The 20,181-nt window shown below is 61.2% G+C and carries 20 protein-coding genes; 7 read left to right on the forward strand and 13 right to left on the reverse strand.

What is annotated here, in order from left to right; genetic code table 11:
* Nucleotides 1-169 precede the first annotated feature (169 nt).
* Entirely contained in the window at nt 170-628 is a 459-nt protein-coding gene (locus tag OUZ52_RS13570; protein WP_266158943.1) for an OsmC family protein, read from the reverse strand.
* Between the two features lie 163 nt (nt 629-791).
* Here OUZ52_RS13570 and gap point away from each other — a divergent pair, with 163 nt between their 5' ends.
* A complete protein-coding gene (gene gap, locus OUZ52_RS13575) occupies nt 792-1,805 on the forward strand; it encodes a type I glyceraldehyde-3-phosphate dehydrogenase (RefSeq protein ID WP_266158944.1) in 1,014 nt (337 codons plus the stop codon).
* Nucleotides 1,806-1,903: 98 nt separating this feature from the next.
* On the opposite strand, the gene tpx is transcribed toward gap, so the two are convergent.
* From tpx to hppD, 6 genes are all read right to left on the reverse strand, one after another.
* Nucleotides 1,904-2,404: a thiol peroxidase gene (gene tpx / locus OUZ52_RS13580; RefSeq protein ID WP_266158945.1), complete on the reverse strand. Its 501-nt coding sequence runs from the start codon at nt 2,402-2,404 to the stop codon at nt 1,904-1,906.
* Between the two features lie 83 nt (nt 2,405-2,487).
* Complete coding sequence (locus tag OUZ52_RS13585; protein WP_266158946.1) at nt 2,488-3,498, reverse strand: NAD-dependent epimerase; 1,011 nt, start codon at nt 3,496-3,498, stop codon at nt 2,488-2,490.
* A 1-nt stretch (nt 3,499) separates the two neighbouring features.
* On the reverse strand, nt 3,500-4,777 hold the full coding sequence (gene tviB, locus OUZ52_RS13590; protein ID WP_266158947.1) for a Vi polysaccharide biosynthesis UDP-N-acetylglucosamine C-6 dehydrogenase TviB: 1,278 nt from the start codon (nt 4,775-4,777) through the stop codon (nt 3,500-3,502).
* Between the two features lie 155 nt (nt 4,778-4,932).
* On the reverse strand, nt 4,933-5,919 hold the full coding sequence (locus OUZ52_RS13595; RefSeq protein WP_266158948.1) for a fumarylacetoacetate hydrolase family protein: 987 nt from the start codon (nt 5,917-5,919) through the stop codon (nt 4,933-4,935).
* Nucleotides 5,916-7,232, reverse strand: coding sequence for a homogentisate 1,2-dioxygenase (gene hmgA / locus OUZ52_RS13600; RefSeq protein ID WP_266158949.1), 1,317 nt, complete (start codon nt 7,230-7,232; stop codon nt 5,916-5,918). Before hmgA ends, OUZ52_RS13595 begins: the two co-directional genes overlap by 4 nt.
* 73 nt (nt 7,233-7,305) lie before the next feature.
* Nucleotides 7,306-8,400, reverse strand: coding sequence for a 4-hydroxyphenylpyruvate dioxygenase (gene hppD, locus OUZ52_RS13605; protein WP_266158950.1), 1,095 nt, complete (start codon nt 8,398-8,400; stop codon nt 7,306-7,308).
* An 84-nt stretch (nt 8,401-8,484) separates the two neighbouring features.
* Here hppD and OUZ52_RS13610 point away from each other — a divergent pair, with 84 nt between their 5' ends.
* Nucleotides 8,485-9,006, forward strand: a complete 522-nt coding sequence (locus OUZ52_RS13610) for a MarR family winged helix-turn-helix transcriptional regulator (RefSeq protein WP_425493842.1) — start codon at nt 8,485-8,487, stop codon at nt 9,004-9,006.
* 156 nt (nt 9,007-9,162) lie between these two features.
* Here OUZ52_RS13610 and OUZ52_RS13615 read toward each other — a convergent pair whose 3' ends face one another.
* Nucleotides 9,163-10,659, reverse strand: coding sequence for a peptide MFS transporter (locus OUZ52_RS13615; RefSeq protein WP_266158952.1), 1,497 nt, complete (start codon nt 10,657-10,659; stop codon nt 9,163-9,165).
* Between the two features lie 27 nt (nt 10,660-10,686).
* A complete protein-coding gene (locus OUZ52_RS13620) occupies nt 10,687-11,535 on the reverse strand; it encodes a tryptophan 2,3-dioxygenase (protein ID WP_266158953.1) in 849 nt (282 codons plus the stop codon).
* Nucleotides 11,536-11,777: 242 nt separating this feature from the next.
* Between OUZ52_RS13620 and pdhA the strand changes: the two genes are divergently transcribed.
* The 5 genes from pdhA (at nt 11,778) to panE (ending at nt 16,856) form a co-directional block, all read left to right on the forward strand.
* The gene (pdhA, locus tag OUZ52_RS13625) at nt 11,778-12,869 is read left to right on the forward strand and encodes a pyruvate dehydrogenase (acetyl-transferring) E1 component subunit alpha (RefSeq protein ID WP_266158954.1); all 1,092 of its coding nucleotides are present in this window, start codon (nt 11,778-11,780) and stop codon (nt 12,867-12,869) included.
* A gap of 3 nt (nt 12,870-12,872) precedes the next feature.
* The gene (locus OUZ52_RS13630) at nt 12,873-13,853 is read left to right on the forward strand and encodes an alpha-ketoacid dehydrogenase subunit beta (protein ID WP_266158955.1); all 981 of its coding nucleotides are present in this window, start codon (nt 12,873-12,875) and stop codon (nt 13,851-13,853) included.
* A gap of 170 nt (nt 13,854-14,023) precedes the next feature.
* On the forward strand, nt 14,024-15,370 hold the full coding sequence (locus OUZ52_RS13635) for a dihydrolipoamide acetyltransferase family protein (protein ID WP_266158956.1): 1,347 nt from the start codon (nt 14,024-14,026) through the stop codon (nt 15,368-15,370).
* A gap of 96 nt (nt 15,371-15,466) precedes the next feature.
* The gene (locus tag OUZ52_RS13640) at nt 15,467-15,850 is read left to right on the forward strand and encodes a VOC family protein (RefSeq protein WP_266158957.1); all 384 of its coding nucleotides are present in this window, start codon (nt 15,467-15,469) and stop codon (nt 15,848-15,850) included.
* A 73-nt stretch (nt 15,851-15,923) separates the two neighbouring features.
* Entirely contained in the window at nt 15,924-16,856 is a 933-nt protein-coding gene (gene panE / locus OUZ52_RS13645) for a 2-dehydropantoate 2-reductase (RefSeq protein ID WP_266158958.1), read from the forward strand.
* Between the two features lie 108 nt (nt 16,857-16,964).
* Here the strand turns inward: panE and OUZ52_RS13650 are convergent, their stop codons facing one another.
* From OUZ52_RS13650 to rocF, 4 genes are all read right to left on the reverse strand, one after another.
* Entirely contained in the window at nt 16,965-17,348 is a 384-nt protein-coding gene (locus OUZ52_RS13650) for a DUF6348 family protein (RefSeq protein ID WP_323135348.1), read from the reverse strand.
* Between the two features lie 183 nt (nt 17,349-17,531).
* Nucleotides 17,532-17,861, reverse strand: a complete 330-nt coding sequence (locus tag OUZ52_RS13655) for a hypothetical protein (RefSeq protein ID WP_266158960.1) — start codon at nt 17,859-17,861, stop codon at nt 17,532-17,534.
* Nucleotides 17,862-17,893: 32 nt separating this feature from the next.
* Nucleotides 17,894-19,228: a tryptophan--tRNA ligase gene (locus OUZ52_RS13660; protein ID WP_266158961.1), complete on the reverse strand. Its 1,335-nt coding sequence runs from the start codon at nt 19,226-19,228 to the stop codon at nt 17,894-17,896.
* Nucleotides 19,229-19,250: 22 nt separating this feature from the next.
* Nucleotides 19,251-20,165 (reverse strand): arginase, encoded by a 915-nt coding sequence (gene rocF / locus OUZ52_RS13665; RefSeq protein WP_266158962.1) that lies wholly within the window; start codon nt 20,163-20,165, stop codon nt 19,251-19,253.
* Nucleotides 20,166-20,181: the final 16 nt, after the last annotated feature.

The raw sequence follows: 20,181 nt of genomic DNA on the forward strand, positions 1-20,181 counted from the left end.
CAACCCGAAGGGCCGGGTCTGTTTGCCCGCAGGGCGGCGTCATCGCTCGGTCGTGTACGGACGTACACTCCCTCACTCTTCCTTGCCCTGCGCGCAAACAGATCCCGGCGCGGGCTACGCGAATAGCCTGAACAGGCCCCAGATGACAGTGACTTGGCCGGTCGCCGCATCAGCCCGTATGTACAACGGCGCCACTGGCATCGCGCACGCTCACCTCGACCGTCACGCCCTGGCGCACGCTTTCGGTGACGATGCAGAAATCCTCGAACTGCGCCATGACCCGGTCCAGATTGGCCAACGCCTCCGCGGCGTCGCCCAGTTGCAGCTCCACCGCGATCCGCACGACCCGCCAGCGCCCGTGCTCATTGCGCGCCAAGCTGGCCCGCGCCTTGGCCTTCAGGGTACTCGGCGCGTTTTTGAATTTGCGCAAGGCAAACAACAAGCTGGCAGACAGGCAGTTCGCCACAGCCGCGGCCAATAGCCGTGATGGATCCGGGCCGGCATCCCCGCCCAACGGCGAGCTCTCGTCGGTGGTCAGGTCCGGAATCGAGCTGCCGTCAAAGCGCACACGGAACTCATAATCGCCGGTCTGCTCCAGGCTCAGCTCGATGGTTTTCTCTTCACTCACGTCGGCACTCCGCGAAAGGGTGGAATAAGGTAGGCCTAGCATCATCCTCCCGCCGCGCCGGCGCTGGAACCACCCAGCCGCAGGTTCAGGCTAAAATGCATGTTTTGGCGGCCCTCATCAGGCCGTTTTTGTTGCTCGCCATCACTTCGGAGGACGCTGTCCCATGGCCATCAAGGTCGCCATCAATGGTTACGGTCGCATCGGCCGCAATATTCTGCGCGCGCTGTACGAATCCGGCCGCACCAATGAAATCCAGATCGTCGCAATCAATGATCTCGGCGATGCCGAGACCAACGCGCATCTGACCCAGTACGACACCGCCCACGGTAAATTTCCGGGTGAAGTGTCAGTCGATGCCGGCGACCTGATCGTCAACGGCGACCGCATCAAGGTCTGTGCCGAACGCGACCCGTCCAAACTGCCCTGGGCCGACCTGGGCGTGGAGGTCGTGCTCGAATGCACCGGCTTCTTTACCTCCAAGGCCAAGGCTAGCGCGCACCTCGCCGCCGGCGCGAAGAAAGTCATCATCTCCGCCCCCGGCGACAAAGATGTCGACGGTACCTTCGTTTACGGCGTCAACCACGACCTGCTCACCGCCCAGCATCAGGTGATCTCCAACGCCTCCTGCACCACTAACTGCGTGGCCCCGTTGGCCAAGGCGCTGCACGAAAAGATCGGCATCGTGCACGGCTTGATGACCACCATTCATGCCTATACCAACGACCAGGTACTGACGGACGTGTATCACTCCGACCTGCGCCGTGCCCGCTCGGCTACGATGAGCCAGATCCCGACCAAGACCGGCGCCGCCGCCGCGGTCGGCCTGGTGCTGCCGGAGTTGAACGGCAAGCTGGACGGCTTTTCCATGCGCGTACCGACCATCAATGTCTCGGTCGTCGACTTGTCGTTCGTCGCCGCACGCGCGACCACCAAGGAAGAGATCGACGCCGCCATGAACGAAGCCGCCCAGGGCTCGCTGAAGGGCATCCTGGCGGTCAATACCAAGCCGCTGGTATCGATTGATTTCAACCACAACCCGGCATCGTCCACCTATGACGCCACCCAGACCCGCGTCATGGGCGGCACCCTGGTGAAGGTGCTCAGCTGGTACGACAACGAGTGGGGTTTCTCCAACCGTATGCTGGATATGACCAAGGCGCTGATGGCAGCGAAGTAAGCTGCTTTATCGCTACGCTGCAAACACAAAGGCCGGGCATTGCCCGGCCTTTGTCGTTTCCGCGTTCTCCAATCGCTGGAGAAAAGTGCGCGAAGGTCTCAGCTCAATACGGCCATCGCCGCATCGTAATTCGGCTCATGGGCGATCTCACCCACTAGCTCGCTATGCAGCACCTTGTCGTGCTCATCCAGCACCACCACGGCACGCGCGGCGAGACCGGCCAGGGGGCCATCGGCAATCGCTACACCGTAGTTCTTGAGGAAGGCCGTGCCACGCAAGGTAGACAAAGTCGCCACGTTGTTCAGACCTTCCGCGCCACAGAAGCGTGCCTGAGCAAACGGCAAGTCGGCCGAAATGCACAACACCACCGCGTTATCGAGCTGGCTGGCCCGCTCGTTGAAGCGGCGCACCGAGGTTGCGCAGGTTGGCGTATCGATGCTGGGGAAGATATTCAACACTTTGCGCTTGCCGGCATAACCGGACAGTGAAATATCCGACAAGTCCTTGCCAACCAACGAGAAGGCCGGCGCCTGGGCGCCAGCGGCCAGAAACGTTCCGTCGACCTGAACGGGATTACCCTTGAGCGTAACGGTGGACATGGATGACCTCTTAAGCAGTGAGATGGGGGTGCCCAGTAAATCACATGGCGCATAGCGTCGATATGACCCAGGCGACAAAGAGGTTATCCGTGTGCGGGATAGCTCAGGTACCACTCAACGAACCGACGTACGCCCTCCTCCACCGACACCTTGGGTCGATAGCCCACCGCGTCGATCAGGCTGGACACATCGGCCTCGGTATCCGGCACATCGCCAGCCTGCAGCGGCAGCAGCTCCATCCTGGCCTTGCGGCCCAGGCATTGCTCCAGCACCTCGATGTACCGCAGCAGCTCCACCGGTTGCTCGTTGCCGATGTTGTAGATGCGATAAGGCGCAGTGCTGCTGGCCGGGTCGGGCGCGTCGCCGCGCCAGGCGGGGTTGGGCCCCGGCACCTGGTCCAGGGTGCGCACCACGCCTTCCACGATATCGTCGATATAGGTGAAGCTGCGCTTGTGCTTGCCGTGATTGAACACCTTGATCGGCTCACCGGCGAGGATCGCCTTGGTGAACAGAAACAACGCCATGTCCGGCCGGCCCCACGGCCCATACACGGTAAAAAAGCGCAGACCGGTGCAAGGGATTCGATACAGATGCGCGTAGCTATGCGCCATCTGCTCGTTTGCCTTCTTGGTGGCCGCGTACAGCGTCAGCGGATGCTCCGTCGGTTGATGCTCGGAAAACGGCATCGCCGTGTTCGCGCCATATACCGAACTGGTCGAAGCAAAGACCAGATGCTCCACCCCGTGATGACGGCAACCCTCCAGCACATGCAGAAAGCCGGTGACGTTGCTGCTCACATACACATGCGGATTTTGCGCCGCGTAGCGCACCCCGGCCTGGGCCGCCAGGTGCACCACACGTTGCGGCCGATGCTCGGCAAAGGCCGCCTCGACCGCCGCACGACCCGCCAGGTCGGCCGACACGTGGGTATAGCCGGGGTGATCCATAAAGCGCGCTAGGCGTGCGTGCTTGAGATTGACGTCGTAGTAATCGTTGAGGTTGTCGAGGCCGACCACCTTGTCGCCACGCTCAAGCAACTTCATCGCGACGTGCGAGCCGATGAACCCGGCGGTACCGGTAACCAACACTTTCATTTCAAAGTCTCCCATCCACCGCTTCACGCGGTAGCACGTACTTCACGTCATAAAGTACCGAAGTCGGTTTGCCATAGGCACGGATACCTGCCGCACCCATGGCGGCGAATTCCCGATGTGCGACGGCGACGATAATCGCGTCGTAGTCGCCATGCCTGGGTTCGGCGATGGGCCGCAGGCGGTATTCGTGCTCAGCCTCTTGCGCATCGACCCAGGGATCATGCACATCGACGATGGCGTTGTAACCATGCAGGGCATGCACGATATCCACCACGCGCGTATTGCGCAGGTCCGGGCAATTTTCCTTGAAGGCCAGGCCCAATACCAGGATGCGCGCACGCACCGGATTAATGCCCTTACGCACCATCAGCCGCACGACTTCGTTGGCGATATACGCCCCCATGCTGTCGTTAGTGCGGCGACCGGCCAGAATCACGTCAGGGTGATGCCCCACCTCTTGCGCTTTATAGGTCAGGTAGTACGGATCGACGCTGATGCAATGGCCACCGACCAGCCCCGGACGAAACGGCAGGAAGTTCCACTTGGTGCCCGCCGCCTGCAGCACTTCCAGGGTATCGATACCGAGCTTGTTGAACAAAATGGCCAGATCATTGACCAGGGCGATATTCAGATCGCGCTGAGTGTTTTCGATCACCTTAGCTGCTTCGGCCACCTTGATGCTGCTGGCTTTATGCGTACCGGCTTGAATAATGCTGGCATACAGCGCATCGACAAAATCAGCCGTTTCAGGGGTAGAACCCGAGGTGACCTTGAGGATGGCGGTCACCCGGTGCAGCTTGTCGCCAGGGTTGATGCGCTCGGGGCTATAACCGACAAAGAAGTCGTGATTGAAGCGCAGGCCGGAGCCCCGTTCCAACACCGGCACGCAAATCTCCTCGGTACAGCCGGGATAAACCGTGGATTCATAGATAACGATGTCACCGCGCTTGAGCACCTGGCCCAGGCTTTCGCTGGCCTGGATCAGCGGCTTGAGATCGGGCCGCTTGGCCGCGTCGATCGGCGTCGGCACCGTAACGATGTAGACATGGCAAGCGCGAATGTCTTCGAGCGCAGCGCTAAAGCGCAAGCGCGATGCCGCCGACAGCTCAGCGGACTCGACCTCGAGCGTGCTGTCCTGCCCGGCGCGCAATTCATCTACCCGCGCCGCACGGATATCGAAGCCCACGGTGTCGTATTGCTTGCCAAACTCCACCGCCAGCGGCAACCCGACATAGCCCAGGCCAATGATGGCGAGCTTGGCGCCTTCTGTATCCCGCATACCCCGATCCTGCATTCCGACATTCCGCAGCTACGCCGCCGCGTAGTGTGGCATGGCCCACCGGTGACTACGTAGGCAAGGCCGGCCAGAAGGGCGAAAGCGTACCGGCGTAACCGCTCCGATGGCTTCCACCCTGGCCTGCGGGCTGGCGGGGATTATTTGGCTAGCGGCGCAATGCTTTGCTCGATGGCACCGAAGATCGACGCGCCATCGCGATCGGTGATCTCAATCCGCAGACTGTCGCCAAACTTGAGGAACGGCGTGCTCGGCTGACCGTCACGCAAGGTTTCCACCACCCGCTGCTCAGCCAGGCAAGAGGCGCCGGTGCTGGTGTCCTCGTTGGCGATGGTGCCGGAACCGACGATGGTGCCAGCCGTCAACGGCCGGGTCTTGGCCGCATGCGCGATCAATTCGGCAAAGCTGAATTGCATGTCCACGCCACACTCGGCGGCGCCAAACCACTTGCCGTTGATCCAGGTGCGCATCGGCAAATGCACTTTCTCGCCCTGCCAGGCATCGCCCAGCTCGTCCGGCGTGACCAGCACAGGAGACAAGGCCGAGCGCGGCTTCGATTGCACAAAGCCAAAGCCTTTAAGCAATTCCGCGGGAATCAATCCGCGCAGCGAAACATCGTTGACCAAGCCGATCAACTGGATGTGCTCGGCGGCTTGTGCTGGCGTCACCGCCATCGGCACATCATCGGTCACCACCACGACTTCGGCTTCGAGATCGATGCCGTAGTCCTCGCTGACCACCACGACCGCGTCGCGCGGGCCGATAAAGCCAGCGCTCACCGCCTGGTACATCAACGGATCGGTGTAAAAACTCTCCGGCACTTCGGCCCCGCGTGCACGGCGCACCCGCTCCACATGCGGCAGGTAGGCGCTGCCATCGACAAATTCATAGGCACGCGGCAACGGTGCGGCGAACTTACTAAAGTCCACCGCGAACGCATCGAATGCCTTGCCATCGTTGAGCTCGACGTAAAGCGCGTTAAGCCGCGGCGCGATATTGGACCAGTCGTCCAATGCAGCCTGCAGGGTCGTGGCAATACCGTTGGCGCGAACTGCACGGGTGAGGTCGCGGCTGACCACGATCAGCGTACCGTCGCGGCCGCCCTCCTTGAGACTACCTAGTTTCATGCACTGCGCTCCGGGTCGAAATGTTTACGAATGCCTTGCCAGCATTCGTAGTAATTGTGCTGCAGTTGCGGCGCATCGAGCGCCTGCCGGGTCGGCCGGATCACTTTGCGCGTCTCGAACATGAAAGCCATGGTACCGGTCAAATGATCGGCATCCTTCAGCGTTGCCGTGCTGGCTTTCTCGAAGGTGTTCGCATCCGGGCCGTGCCCACTCATACAGTTATGCAGGCTAGCGCCACCCGGCACGAAACCGCCAGCCTTGGCGTCATAGGCGCCTTCGATCAAGCCCATGAACTCACTGGCCACATTGCGATGAAAGTAAGGCGGCCGGAAGGTATGTTCGGCCACCAGCCAGCGCGGCGGAAAAATCACAAAATCGATATTCGCCGTACCGGGCGTATCACTAGGCGAGGACAACACCGTGAAAATCGACGGATCGGGGTGATCCACACTGATTGAGCCCACCGTATTGAAACGGGTCAGGTCATATTTGTAGGGTGCGTAATTACCGTGCCAGGCGACGACGTCCAGCGGCGAATGATCGATGCGCGCCGTCCATAACGAACCCTGGAATTTGCCGATCAGCTCGAACTCGCCTTCCACATCTTCGTAGGCGGCCTGCGGCGTAAGAAAGTCGCGCGGCAACGCCATGCTGTTCGCGCCGATCGGCCCCAGGTCGGGCAGCCGCAGCAAGGCACCAAAGTTTTCGCACACATAACCGCGCGCCTCACCATCCAAAAGCTCGACCCGGAAACGCACGCCACGCGGAATAACCGCGATCTCCAGCGGCTTGATGTCCAGCACACCCAGCTCGGTGGCGAGGCGCAAGCGGCCTTGTTGCGGCACGATCAACAGCTCGCCATCGGCGTTGTAGAAAAACCGGCCCTGCATCGAGCGGTTGGCCACGTAAATGTGGATGCCACAACCGGCTTGCTCGGCCGCGCCGCCGTTGCCGGCCAGGGTCAGCAAACCGTCGACGAAATCCGTAGGCGTGCCCGGCAACGGCCAGGGATCCCAGCGCAATTGATTCGGCGTGGCCGGCGCCTCATCGAAACGGTTGTGGAACGTGGCGTGCGCCCGTGGCTCGAAGGGCTTATGCATAGCCGCCGGACGGATTCGGTACAGCCAGCTGCGCTGATTGCAATGCCGTGGCGCGGTGAAAGCCGTACCGGTCAGTTGCTCGGCATACAGACCATGCGCTACTTGTTGCGGCGAATTCTGCCCAACGGGCAACACACCGCCGATCGCCTCGCTGACGAACTCGTTGCCGAACCCCGACTGGTACGCACTGGATGGGTCATGAAGAGATTGCATGGCAGTCATCGCCCTTCGTTCTATCGCCCCTGCTCCTGCGGAACAGGGGTCTAAGGTTTTACGGCAAGCCTGTTTACAGTACGCCGCGCTTCATCTGGTCGCGTTCGATACTTTCGAACAGTGCCTGGAAGTTGCCTTCGCCAAAGCCTTCATTGCCTTTGCGCTGGATGATCTCGAAGAAGATCGGGCCAATCGCGTTCTGGGTGAAGATTTGCAACAGCTTGCGCTGCTTGGTTTCCAGATCGGCGTCGATCAGGATCTTGTTCTTGGCCAGGCGCGGTACGTCCTCGCCATGGTTGGGCACGCGCATATCGATCACTTCGAAATAGCTATCGGGCGTGTCGAGAAACTCCACGCCTTTCGCACGCATCGCTTCGACGGTGTCGTAAATGTTGTCGGTGAAGCAGGCGATGTGCTGAATACCTTCGCCGTGATACGCGTCGAGGTATTCGTTGATCTGCGATTTCGGATCGCTCGACTCATTCAGCGGAATGCGCACGATGCCATCCGGTGCGGTCATCGCCTTGGACACCAGGCCGGTCTTGGCCCCCTTGATGTCGAAGTAACGAATCTCGCGGAAGTTGAACAGACGCTCGTAGTAATCCGACCACTTCTGCATATTGCCGAAGTAGAGGTTATGCGTGAGATGGTCGATAAAGGTCAGGCCAAAACCGCTCGGGTTCTGGTCCGCACCGGCAATCGGCGCATAGTCGGCGTCGTAAATGCTGCCGGCACTGCCATAGCGGTCGATCAGGTACAGCATGCAATCGCCGATGCCTTTCACCACCGGCGCGTCGACGGCCTTGCTGGCCTCCAGCTGGCTGATGGCTTCGCCGCCATTGCCGATAACCGTCGTGAGCACTTCAGCCGACGGCTTCTTGAAGCGGATCGCGAAACCGCAAGCGCAGGGGCCATGGGCCTTGGCGAACTCGGCCGCGAACGAATCCGGATCTTCGTTGATCAGAAAGTTGACGCCACCCTGGCGATACACGGTAATCGACCGCGTCTTGTGCTTGAGCACCGCGCTGAATCCCATGCGCTGAAACAGTGCATGTAGCTCGACGGCACGGCCCGCAGGTGCGGCGAACTCGACAAATTCGAAACCGTCGATGCCCATAGGGTTTTCAAAGGTGGTGACCTGCATGCCAAGATTGGGCTGCGCGCTCATGGGGGATCTCCTGATGATCAGTAGACGATGACTGGCAGCACTAAGCATGCGGCCACCCGGGATAAGTACGCGTTATAGTTACATATGAAACCACTTGCAAGGAGCGTTGCAACAGTGACCGCCCATCCACACCTCGATCACGCGCCTTTGGAGCTGGAACATTTCCTGCCTTACCGGCTTTCCATCCTCTCCAATACCGTCAGCCAAGGCATCGCCAACGACTACCAGCAACGCTACGACCTTAGCGTGACCGAATGGCGTGTCATGGCCGTACTGGCGCGTTTCGACGGGCTCTCCGCCCGCGAGGTGGCCGAGCGTACCGCGATGGACAAGGTCGCGGTAAGCCGGGCCCTGGCGCGCTTGGTCGAGGCCGCGCGAGTCAGCCGGAACATCCACGACGGCGACAAGCGCCGCTCCGTGCTAAGCCTGACCGAAGCCGGCTGGAAGGTTCATGACGAAGTAGCGCCTTTGGCGCGGGCACGCGAGCGCGAACTGCTGGCACGCCTGGATCCTGAAGAACAGATGTGGCTACAACGGATTCTGGACAAGCTGCTGAGTTCGGGCAACGGGGAACAGGGAACGGATAGAAGCCGCCGCCCCCCTTAAGTGTGATCCGCGTCCATCACGCAACAACTGCTCACCAGATCGTGGGCAGCCGGCAATATCAGGAAAACAGAAACGGGGTAACGGACAAAGCGAGGAACGTGGCCTGCTGCTGCGCACTCATTCCCCGTTCCCCATCCCCCGTTCCCTGCCTCTAAATCACTTCACCCCGTGCATCAGCTTGTTGATCAGCGGGGCGACCAGAAATAGCAACACGCCCGCCCCCATCAACGCCCAGAAGCCAAAGGTGTAGCCGCTAAGCGCCGACTTCACGGTCATCCCGCTTTCACCGCTCACGGCACCGGCAAAAATGCCGGACAAGTTGTTGCCGATGCCGGTGGACAGAAACCAGCCGCCCATGCCGAAGCCGACCAGCCGCACTGGCGCCAGCTTGGTCACCATCGACAAGCCGATGGGCGACAGGCACAGCTCACCGACCGACTGAATGACATAGACCATGAACAAGGTCCAGAACGGGATCTTGCCGGCCTCGCTGACCAGGCTGGACAGCGCGAACATCAGCAGCAGAAAGGCGAAACCATTGAAGATGAGACCGAGACCGAACTTGCGCGGAATCGATGGATTGCGGCTTTTCATGCTCACCCAGATCCACGCGATGATCGGGGCAAACGCAATGATCGCGATCGAGTTCACCGACTGAAACCAGGCGGTCGGGAAGGTGAAACTGCCGAACTGACGGTTGACGATTTCGTCGGCAAGAAAGGTGAACGAGCTGCCGGCCTGCTCGAAGAACATCCAGAACATCACGTTGAAAACAAAGATAATCAGCATCGCGATCACCCGGTCGCGCGCGACGCGGCCGTTGCGAATGCCTTCGACCAGCAACAAGATGGACAGCGCGACAAAAAGAATGCTCAGCACCCACTGCAAAAATCCCGCGCCCGCGGCGAGCAGCAGATAAATCACCGGTATGCCCACCAGCATGCCGGCCAGCACGTAGACCACCCGCATCCGGTTCTCGCTGCCCTCCGCCGGCCGGCCCACGTCCTTGAGGCCGCGACGGCCAAACCAGAACCAGAACAGGCTGAATAGCATGCCCACGCCCGAGGCGATGAATACGTATTTGTAGCTAGGCATGGCATCGGTGCCGAACAGCACCTTGGCCAGATATTCGGTCAACACCGGCGAGATCATCGCGCCGAGATTGATGCCCATGTAGAAGATGGTGAAACCACTATCACGGCGGCCATCGGTCACGCCGTAAAGTTTGCCCACCATGGTCGAGATGTTCGGTTTGAACAGGCCGTTGCCGACGATGATCGTGGCCAGGCCGAACTCGAACACCTCCTTGTTCGGTACCGCGATGGCGAACAAGCCGAGCGTCATCACCGCCGCGCCAACCAGAATCGAGCGCTGGTAGCCGAGCACGCGATCGGCGATATAGCCGCCGAAGATCGCCGCCGCATAGACCAGGGCCAGATAGGCACCATAGGTGCGACTGGCAAAGGCCTGGCCTGAGGGATCGCCGCCGTAAAACTGCGAGACGATGTAAAGCACCAGCGCCCAGCGAATACCGTAGAACGCAAAACGCTCCCAGAACTCGGTCATGAACAGCATCCACAGCGGTCGTGGATGGCCAAGTGTCTGGGGATAATCCGGCACCGGCGGTGCTGCGGCAATGCTGTTATCGCTCATTGGCGTCAAATGCGCTGCAGCACACCGTCATGTGCCAAGCACCGTGCGTACCTCGAGCAACTCGGGGAAAAATTCCAGTTCGAGCGCCTTCTTTAAAAAAGCCACGCCGGAGGAACCGCCCGTACCGCGACGGTGTCCGATGATGCGCTCGACAGTTTTCATATGACGGAAACGCCACAACTGGAAACTTTCTTCCACATCCACCAACTGCTCGCACATGTGATATTCCGGCCAGAAACCCGCTCGATCCTCGTAAATGCGTTTGAGCGCGGGCAGCAAACCTTCATGGCGCTGGTAGGGCTGGGTCCAGTCGCGCTGCAACAGCGCCGCCGGTACGGCGTGCCCTCGGCGGGCGAGATAGCGCAGCCATTCGTCGTACAGGCTTGGCGCCTCCAGCACGGCGCGCAGTGCTTGCTGAGCTACGGGGTCATACGCAAAAACTTGCAGCATCTGCGCATTCTTGTTGCCGAGCAGAAACTCGATTTGCCGGTATTGCAGCGACTGAAAGCCAGACGATGGCCCCAGCACATCGCGAAACTCCAGATACTCGGCCGGCGTCAGGGTCTCCAGCACCGCCCATTGCTCGAACAACTGGCGCTGCACCTGTTTGACCCGGGCAAGAATCTTCAGGCAGGTATCCAACTCGTCGCGCTGCAAATGCACGATCGCCGCCTTCAACTCGTGAATGATCAGCTTCATCCACAGCTCGGCCACCTGATGCTGCACGATGAACAGCATTTCGTCGTGATGCGGTGGCTTGCTCAACGGCTGTTGGGCCGACAGCAGCCCGTCCAGACGCAGGTAGCCGCCATAGGTCAGGCGCCCGTTCAGGTCGAGTTCGATGCCGGCCTCGAGATCGCGCTGGTTCTCGCTCATGCTCGCTTGTCTACCCGCAAAAGCGCCATGTTACCTGTTGTTAAAGACAGCTCCGTACACCCCCGCATGCTGCACCGGACCTTGCGGCGCAACATGGCCGCCTGTTATCAAGCGCGGTCTTTAGGAGCCTGTTCGCTGGTTGGTACAGGTTCCAGCAGGGAGTCTCCTGCGCGCTCGGCCCCACTGGATGGGCTGCGCCTCCCCCACCCCGTTTACCCCCTTACCCATTCCGGGAGCCAGTCGTGTCCATCGCAGCTAAATTCGAAATCGAATATCTGCAATACCTCGATGCCGAGGGCCATCAGGTCCGTGATGACCTGCCAGCCTTCGCCAACGATCTCAACCACATGGTTGAGCTTTACAAACTGATGCTGTCCACCCGCGTATTCGACGCCAAATCGGTGGCGTTGCAGCGTACCGGCAAGCTCGGCACCTATGCCAGTTGCCTGGGCCACGAAGCCGCTCACATCGGCATCGGCAGCGCGATGAAGCCCGAAGATGTGCTGGCGCCCAGCTATCGCGAGTACGGCGCCCAGTTGTATCGCGGCGTGCAGCCGCGCGAGGTGTACATGTACTGGGGCGGCGACGAGCGCGGCAACGACTACCAGAACGAGCCGGCCCGCCACGACTTCGCCTGGTCGGTGCCGATCGCCACGCAATGCCTGCACGCCGCCGGCTCCGCGCTGGCGTTCAAGATCCGCAAAGAGCCGCGTGTGGCGGTTTGCACCATCGGCGACGGTGGCTCTTCCAAGGGTGACTTCTACGGCGCCATCAACATTGTCGGCGCGCAAAACCTGCCGATGGTCGCGGTGATCGTCAACAACCAGTGGGCCATCTCGGTCCCGCGCAAAATCCAGACGGGTGCCCCCACCCTGGCACAGAAAGGCATTGCTGCCGGCCTGTTCTCGATCCAGGTGGACGGCAACGACATCATCGCCGTGCGCAAGGCCATGGAAGACGCCCTGGAACGCGCCCGCAGCGGCCAGGGCGGCAGCGTGATCGAGGCGGTGACCTACCGTCTTGGCGATCACACCACCGCCGACGATGCGCGCCGTTACCGCGGCGAACAAGAAGTGAAAGATGCCTGGGCCCGAGAGCCGATGAAGCGCCTGCGCAACTGGCTGGTGGCCAAGGGTGTGTGGGACGACGCGAAAGAAGAAGCCTGGAAGGCCGAGTGCGACGAGTGGATGGACAACGAGGTGAATGCCTACCTCGAAACCAAGACCCAGCCGGTCACGGCGATGTTCGATTACACCTTCGCCGAAGTACCCGCCGACCTCGCCAAACAGCGCGACTACGTCCTCTCGCTAGAATCCAAGTCCAAGGGGCACTAAGCCATGGCACAAATCACTCTTATCGAAGCCGTTACCCAGGCGCTGGCCTACGAAATGAAGCACGACGACAGCGTCGTGGTGCTGGGCGAAGACGTCGGCGTGAATGGCGGTGTGTTCCGCGCCACCCAGGGCCTGCAAGAACAGTTCGGCGAACTGCGCGTGCTCGATACCCCGCTGGATGAAACCACCATCGCCGGTGTCACCGTAGGCATGGCGGCGCAAGGCATGAAACCGGTCGCCGAGGCCCAGTTCGAAGGCTTTATCTACCCGATGATGGAGCAGATCGCCTGCCACGCCGCACGTCTGCGCAACCGCACCCGTGGCCGCAGTACCGTGCCGGCGGTGTTCCGCGCGCCGTGGGGCGGCGGTATCCGTGCGCCGGAGCATCACTCCGAAGCGAACGAGCACCTATTCACCAATATCCCCGGTCTGCGCGTGGTGATGCCCTCCTCGCCAGCTCGTGCTTACGGCTTGCTGCTAGCGGCAATCCGCGACCCCGATCCGGTGATGTTCTTCGAACCCAAGCGCATCTATCGCCAGTACAAAGAAGAAGTGCCGGATGACGGCGAGGCCTTGCCGCTGGACGTGTGCTTCGTGCTGCGCGACGGCACCGACGTCACCCTGGTCACCTGGGGCGCGCAGGTGAAGGAAGCCCTGGAAGCCGCCGACGAACTGGCCAAAGACGGCATCAGCGCCGAGGTGATCGACGTCGCCACGCTGACCCCGCTGGATTTCGACACCATCGCCGAATCGGTACAGAAAACCGGCCGCTGCGTGATCGTCCACGAGGCTCCCAAAACCGCCGGCTTCGGTGCGGAAATCGCCGCCCGTCTGGCCGAGGAATGCATGTATGACCTGCTGGCGCCGGTCGAGCGCGTTACCGGCTTCGACACGCATATCCCGCTCTTCCGCCTGGAAATGAAATACATGCCGAGCGTGGAACGAGTCGTTGACGCGGCGAAGCGTACCCTAGCGGCAAGCTGACCTACTCGCCCCTCCCCCTGCCTGGCAGGGGGAGGCCGGGAGGGGGGCGTACCAACGAAGCCCAGCAATGACGTTACTTGGCGGCTTCACCCCTCCCCCGGCCCTCCCCTGCTACACGCAGAGGAGGGAGCAAAATCTTCGAGTATCCATAACATTCTGGAAATCCGCTCATGGCTGATATCAAAACGTTCTACCTGCCCGACCTCGGCGAAGGCCTGCCCGACGCGACTGTGGTCGAGTGGCACGTAAAAGTGGGTGACGACATCAAGCTCGACGCTCCACTGGTGTCGATGGAAACCGCCAAGGCGGTCGTCGATGTGCCCTCGCCGTATACCGGCAAGGTCACCAAGCTGCATGGCGCCGCCGGCGACATCATCGAAACCGGTGCCGCACTGGCCGAGTTCGCACCCGACCCGAATGCCAAGCAGCGCGCCGAGGCCGAGTCCACCGGCCACCATCACGGCCCGAAAAAAACCGAAGAGCCGAAAGCCGCCGAACCGGCCAAGGCCACCGCCGATCGTGAAGACGAAGGCACCGTGGTCGGCGCCATGGTCAGCGGCAACCACGTGCATGTCGAACAGGCCAGCAGCGTCGGTGGCGTGAAAGCCGTGCCGGCCGTGCGCGCCTTGGCGAAAAAGCTCAAAGTCGACCTCACCCGCGTACGCCCCAGCGGCGATGGTGGCGTGGTCACCATGAAAGACGTGAAAGACGCCGCGGCGAATGGCTCGGCTGCGCTCGGCGCCGCTCCGGCACGCGCCGCGGTAGCCGCCACGGCGGGACGGCACCTGGCACCCGAGCTGCCTCAGCCTGAGGCCGCCCGCACGCCCGTCTCACTCGCAGGCAAGGCCGTACGCACGGCATCGCCAAGCGTGCAGGCCAGCGGCCAGCCAGAGCAGCTCAAGGGCGTGCGCCGCAATATGGCCCGCGTCATGGCCGAGGCCCACGCCAACGTCGTGCCGACCACCCTGGTGGACGACGCCGACCTGCACGCATGGATCGGCAAGCAGGACATCACCGCCCGCCTGATCCGCTCCATCGTCGCCGCCTGCAAAGCGGTGCCGGCACTGAACGCCTGGTTCGACGGCAAAAACCTCACCCGTACCCTGCACCCGCAGGTGGACATCGGCATCGCCGTGGACACCGATGACGGCCTGTTCGTGCCCGCCCTGCGCAATGCCGACGTGCTCGACGCGGCCGGTGTGCGCGCGGCGATCAAGCGCTTGCGTACCCAGGTCGAGGATCGCTCGATCCCCGCCTCGGAGTTGTCCGGCTACACCATCAGCCTGTCCAACTTCGGCATGTTCGCCGGTCGCTACGCCACGCCCGTGGTGGTGCCGCCGACCGTCGCCATCATCGGCGCCGGCAAGCTGTGCCATGACGTGGTCGCAGTGATGGGCGGCATCGAAGTGCATCGCCGCATGCCGATCTCGCTGACCTTCGATCACCGCGCGGCCACCGGCGGCGAAGCAGCTCGCTTCCTCAAAGCGCTGCTCGACGATTTGGCCTTGCCGAACTGATCCATCCAGCCCCTCCCCTGCTTGCACGGGAGGGGCCTTGGCGACAGCGCTTTCGACTCGGCATGATGCAACTCCCTCTCCCCGCGGGATCACGCCATGCACCACAGTCGCCTGAGCACTCTCGTCCTCGATTGCCACACCCATGACCTGGCCGAAGCGGCCACGTTCTGGAGCCAAGCGCTGGGCAAGCCCATCGTGTCGCTCGATCAAGACGGCGATGGCAAGTACGCCGAACTCAAAACGGCTAGCGACGAGCCCATCATCCTGCTGCAAAAGGTCGAGCACGAAAGCCGCGTGCACCTCGACATCGAGACCGATGATCTTGAAGCTGAGGCCGCCCGGCTGGAACGACTCGGCGCCAAACGCATTGCCTTTGTGCGCGAACGCTGGTGGGTGATGGAGGCACCGAGCGGTCATCGCTTTTGCGTGGTACACGCGCAGCGCAAAGTATTTGGCCCGCATCTGAATGTGTGGAAATAAGCCCGATGCCGTGCATCGCGATATCAATAGGTAGTCTTGCTCCCGGTGGAGTCACCCAGACGGAGATGGATAAGTGCGTATTCTGATCGTTGGAGCCGGTGCCACCGGCGGTTATTTCGGTGGACGCTTGCTGCAAAGCGGTCGCAACGTCACCTTTCTGGTCCGCCCTGGTCGCGCAGCATCACTGGCGCGCGATGGCTTGAGGATACGCAGCAGCACGGGTGACCTGACGCTGCCCGCGCCGCCCACCGTGCTGGCCACGGAACTTCGCGACGCTTACGAGCTGATTTTGCTGAGCTGCAAAGCCTATGACCTTGATAGCGTGATGCAGGACATCGCGCCAGCCGTCGGCCCGCATACGGCGATCCTGCCGATCCTGAACGGCATGCGGCACCTGGATCTTCTCGATGCACGCTTTGGCCCGCAGCACGTGCTCGGCGGACAATGCGTTATTGCCGCCACCCTGGATGCCACTGGCGTTATCCAGCACCTAAGCCCATCGCACAGCCTGAGTTTTGGTGAGCGCGACGGTATGGATTCCGAGCGGGTTCGAGCCATCGCGCGGGCTATGGACGGCGCCGGTTTCATGCCGCGCGCCAGCAACAGCATCCTGCAAGATATGTGGGACAAGTGGTTGTTCCTGGCCACGCTGGCGGGCATCACCTGCCTGATGCGAGCCTCGGTAGGCGATATCACTGCCGCACCTGGCGGCGCCGAAACCACTCTGCGCTTGCTGGAAGACTGTCTCAGCGTGGCCGCATATGCCGGCCACCAGCCCAGCGAGGAAGTCTTACAGCGCACGCGTCGAGTGCTTACCGATCAGGGCTCCACTTTGACGGCATCGATGTTGCGAGACCTGGAAAACGGCGGCGCTACCGAAGCCGACCATGTGATCGGCGACATGATTAAGCGCGCTCGCGCATCGTATGGAGATACGCCCCTGCTTGATGTCGTCTATGCGCACCTGAAAGCGTACGAAGCGAGACGTGCGCACAAGCTGACATAACTAAGAAGCCTATGACGTCATCTGACCTGACAAGCCATCAGGTCAAGTCGTCGCTGGCGACCATGACGATCCAACTCTGCGCGATGTTCGTCGGTGTTGAACGAGCTCTCAGTAATCGCGAATATCGAGCACCGCGAAAACTCTCACCCGATAGCCTTGTTCGGCCACCGGCCAGGCCAGCGATAGCATCGCGCGATCGCCGGCGGGCCAAGGCAGGTTATCGAGCAGCGTCTCGACATCGACGCTGCCGTCATCGCCACGGCGATAAAACACGCGAACCCAGTGCGCCTCGGCGTTCAGCGATTCGTTCTTCATCGCCTCTGCCAATATCGCGGTGATCTCCGGCGGCGCCACCTCGGCACCTTGCACTGAAGGCTGGCCGATAAAAACGTCCCAGCTCCGTACGCCGATATCCCAGCTGGCCAGCTGTATTTTGCGATCGTCGGTGACATACCAGCACGCAGCAAGCAGCACGTAGAAATCGCTTTGCACAAAGCGATCCAGCGCATGCTTGCAGGCCAGGACGCCCGAATCGCCGGAAAGTCATCGTCGGTGATCAACCAGTCTTCATCCGGCTGCAGTTCGACGTCGTGCCGCTCGAACAAGCGGATCAGAAAACTCTGTAGCGCGGCGTTGTTCATCGGACATCCCAACATTCGTGCAGGTGAAAAAAACTCAGCGCTTGCTTGGGCGCCAGATCAAATGGCGAATAAGCATCGCCAGCAGCAACACCACCAGACAGGCGCCATAGCCATAAAGCGCCGGCAGCACTTGTTGCCAGATTGCCCCACTGGACGGACCAAACTCACCCATCGGCGCGGGCACTGTTGCGGCCTCAAAACCGATGACCGCAGATTGCACCGCCGCGCATGCGGCCAGCAACAGCATGATGAAATCAAAAATCCGCCGCCCGGAAGTACGTGGCAGGCTTTTCGGATAAGCCCAATAGGCCCAGCCGAGTATCAGCAACCAAGGTGCAAGCAACAGAATGGCGAGATAACGCATGGCTTTAAAGTCGTCCGTCAGCGCTCGCCATCTCAGTCCTGGGCGGCGAGCTGATCCAGTGCCTCTCGCAAGCGCGCGATGGCTTCGTCCCGTGCTTGTTCGTCGTGGTAATCCGGAGTGTCGGCAATCTGTTCGCCGTCGATATCCAACGCCATGCCATGCGTCCGCATCTGTAGCACCGCACCCACGGCGCCAAGGCTTTTCAAACGCTTTTGCATGACACCGGCCGCCTTCGGATCGGCAAACGATTTGGACAGCAACAACTCCTCGCCATCAGCAGAGAACAAGCGGAAACGGAAGCTACCATCGCCATCGCGAAAACTGGCGATGCGCGGCATTTTGTCCGTCTTCACCGCCGCTTTCGTCACCGGAGCGCTAAGTGCTGCGCCAGAACGCAGGCCAATGGCATCACGCAATACCGCGATAAGTGGCGCCGCGGTCATGCGTGCCTTGCGGGCACCCTCCTGCAAAATTTCTTCGATCGCCGCTGGCTGGGCGATAAGCGCGTCATAACGCTCGCGCATCGGCGCGACATCGGCTTCGATCCGCTCGAAAAGTAGCTGCTTGGCCTCGCCCCAACCGATACCGTCTTCCAGCGTCTGGCGAAATGCCGCGCTCTCCACGTCGCTGGCAAAAGCATGAAAGATGGTGAACAGCGCGGAGCTATCCGGGTCTTTCGGCTCACCCGGCATGATGGTCTCGCGCAACTGCTTTTTGCCGCCGGAGAACAAGGGAATGGTGTTGTCGTAGCTCTTGGACATCTTGCGGCCATCCAGGCCCGGCAAGGTGGCTACCTGCTCCTCGATCACCACCTCCGGCAGCACAAAGAACTCGCGACCGTAGGTGTGATTGAAGCGCTGCGCGATATCACGCGCCATTTCGATATGCTGAATTTGATCGCGCCCCACCGGCACCTTGTTCGCGTTGAAAGCGAGGATGTCGGCAGCCATCAGTACCGGATACATATACAAGCCGGCCGTGATCCCCGCATCGACGTCCTCGCCCGCTTCGGTGTTTTTGTCCACCGACGCCTTATAGGCCTGCGCGCGGTTGAGCAAACCCTTGGCCGTCACACAGGTCAAAAACCAGGTCAGCTCTGGAATTTCGGGAATATCAGACTGCCGGTAAAAGGTCACGCGCTGCGGATCGAGACCCGCCGCCAGCCAGGTCGCGGCGATCTCCAGCCGCGAACGTTCGATGCGCGCCGGATCATCGCTTTTGATCAGCGCGTGATAGTCGGCCATGAAGTAAAACGCATCGACATCCGCGCGACGGCTGGCGGCAACCGCCGGGCGAATCGCGCCCACATAGTTGCCCAGATGCGGGGTGCCGGTAGTGGTAATGCCGGTCAGTACACGAGTCTGCATATCGTTGACTTTATCAGTGTGTTTAGCGGATCAGGGTGGACTTGCCGAATAAGGACTCGACCAGATCGACCGCCAGGCGTGCCGTCTGGTTGCGCTTGTCGAAGGCCGGGTTTAGCTCGACGATATCCAGCGAACCCACTCGGCCCGCGTCGGCAATCATCTCCATGCACAACTGCGCCTCGCGGTAATTAGGCCCACCACGCACGGTGGTACCCACGCCCGGTGCGATGCTGGGGTCGAGGAAATCGACATCGAAGCTGACATGCAGATGCGTATGCTCGTCGATGCCAGCCAACGCCTCTTCCATCACGCGCTTGATGCCGGCTTCATCGATATGGCGCATATCGTGGATGGCAATCTTCGCCTCGCGCACCAGCCGCTTCTCGCCCTCATCCACCGAGCGAATGCCGATCTGCCGAAATACCTCGGGCGATACGGCGGGCGAGCTGCCGCCCAACTCGGTCAATTCTTTCGGGCCCTGACCGCACAAACAGGCCACCGGCATGCCATGGATATTGCCTGACGGCGTGACGTCGGCGGTGTTGAAGTCGGCATGCGCATCCAGCCACAGCACCCGCAGCTTTTTGCCCTGCTCACGGCAATAGCGCGCCACGGCGGTAATCGAACCGATCGCCAGGCAATGGTCGCCACCCAGCATGATCGGCAAGCGACCTTCATTCAATTCATCATAAATAGCCGTATAAACCGCTGTATTCCAGGCCACCACCTCGGACAGATGACGATAGCCATGCTCCGGCGGCAGCCATGGATTCATCGGCCCATGCAGATTGCCGTGATCGACGACTTCGAGTCCACGCCGGGTCAGCTTTTCAGCGAGCTTCGCTACGCGCAAAGCCTCCGGACCCATCGATGCGCCGCGATGACCAGCGCCAATATCGGTGGGAACACCTATCAGGGAAATGACCTGCTTGCCCATGTTTCCTCAGTCTGTC

It is taken from the genome of Dyella silvatica (genome assembly GCF_026283955.1).
GTDB lineage: Bacteria > Pseudomonadota > Gammaproteobacteria > Xanthomonadales > Rhodanobacteraceae > Dyella_C > Dyella_C silvatica.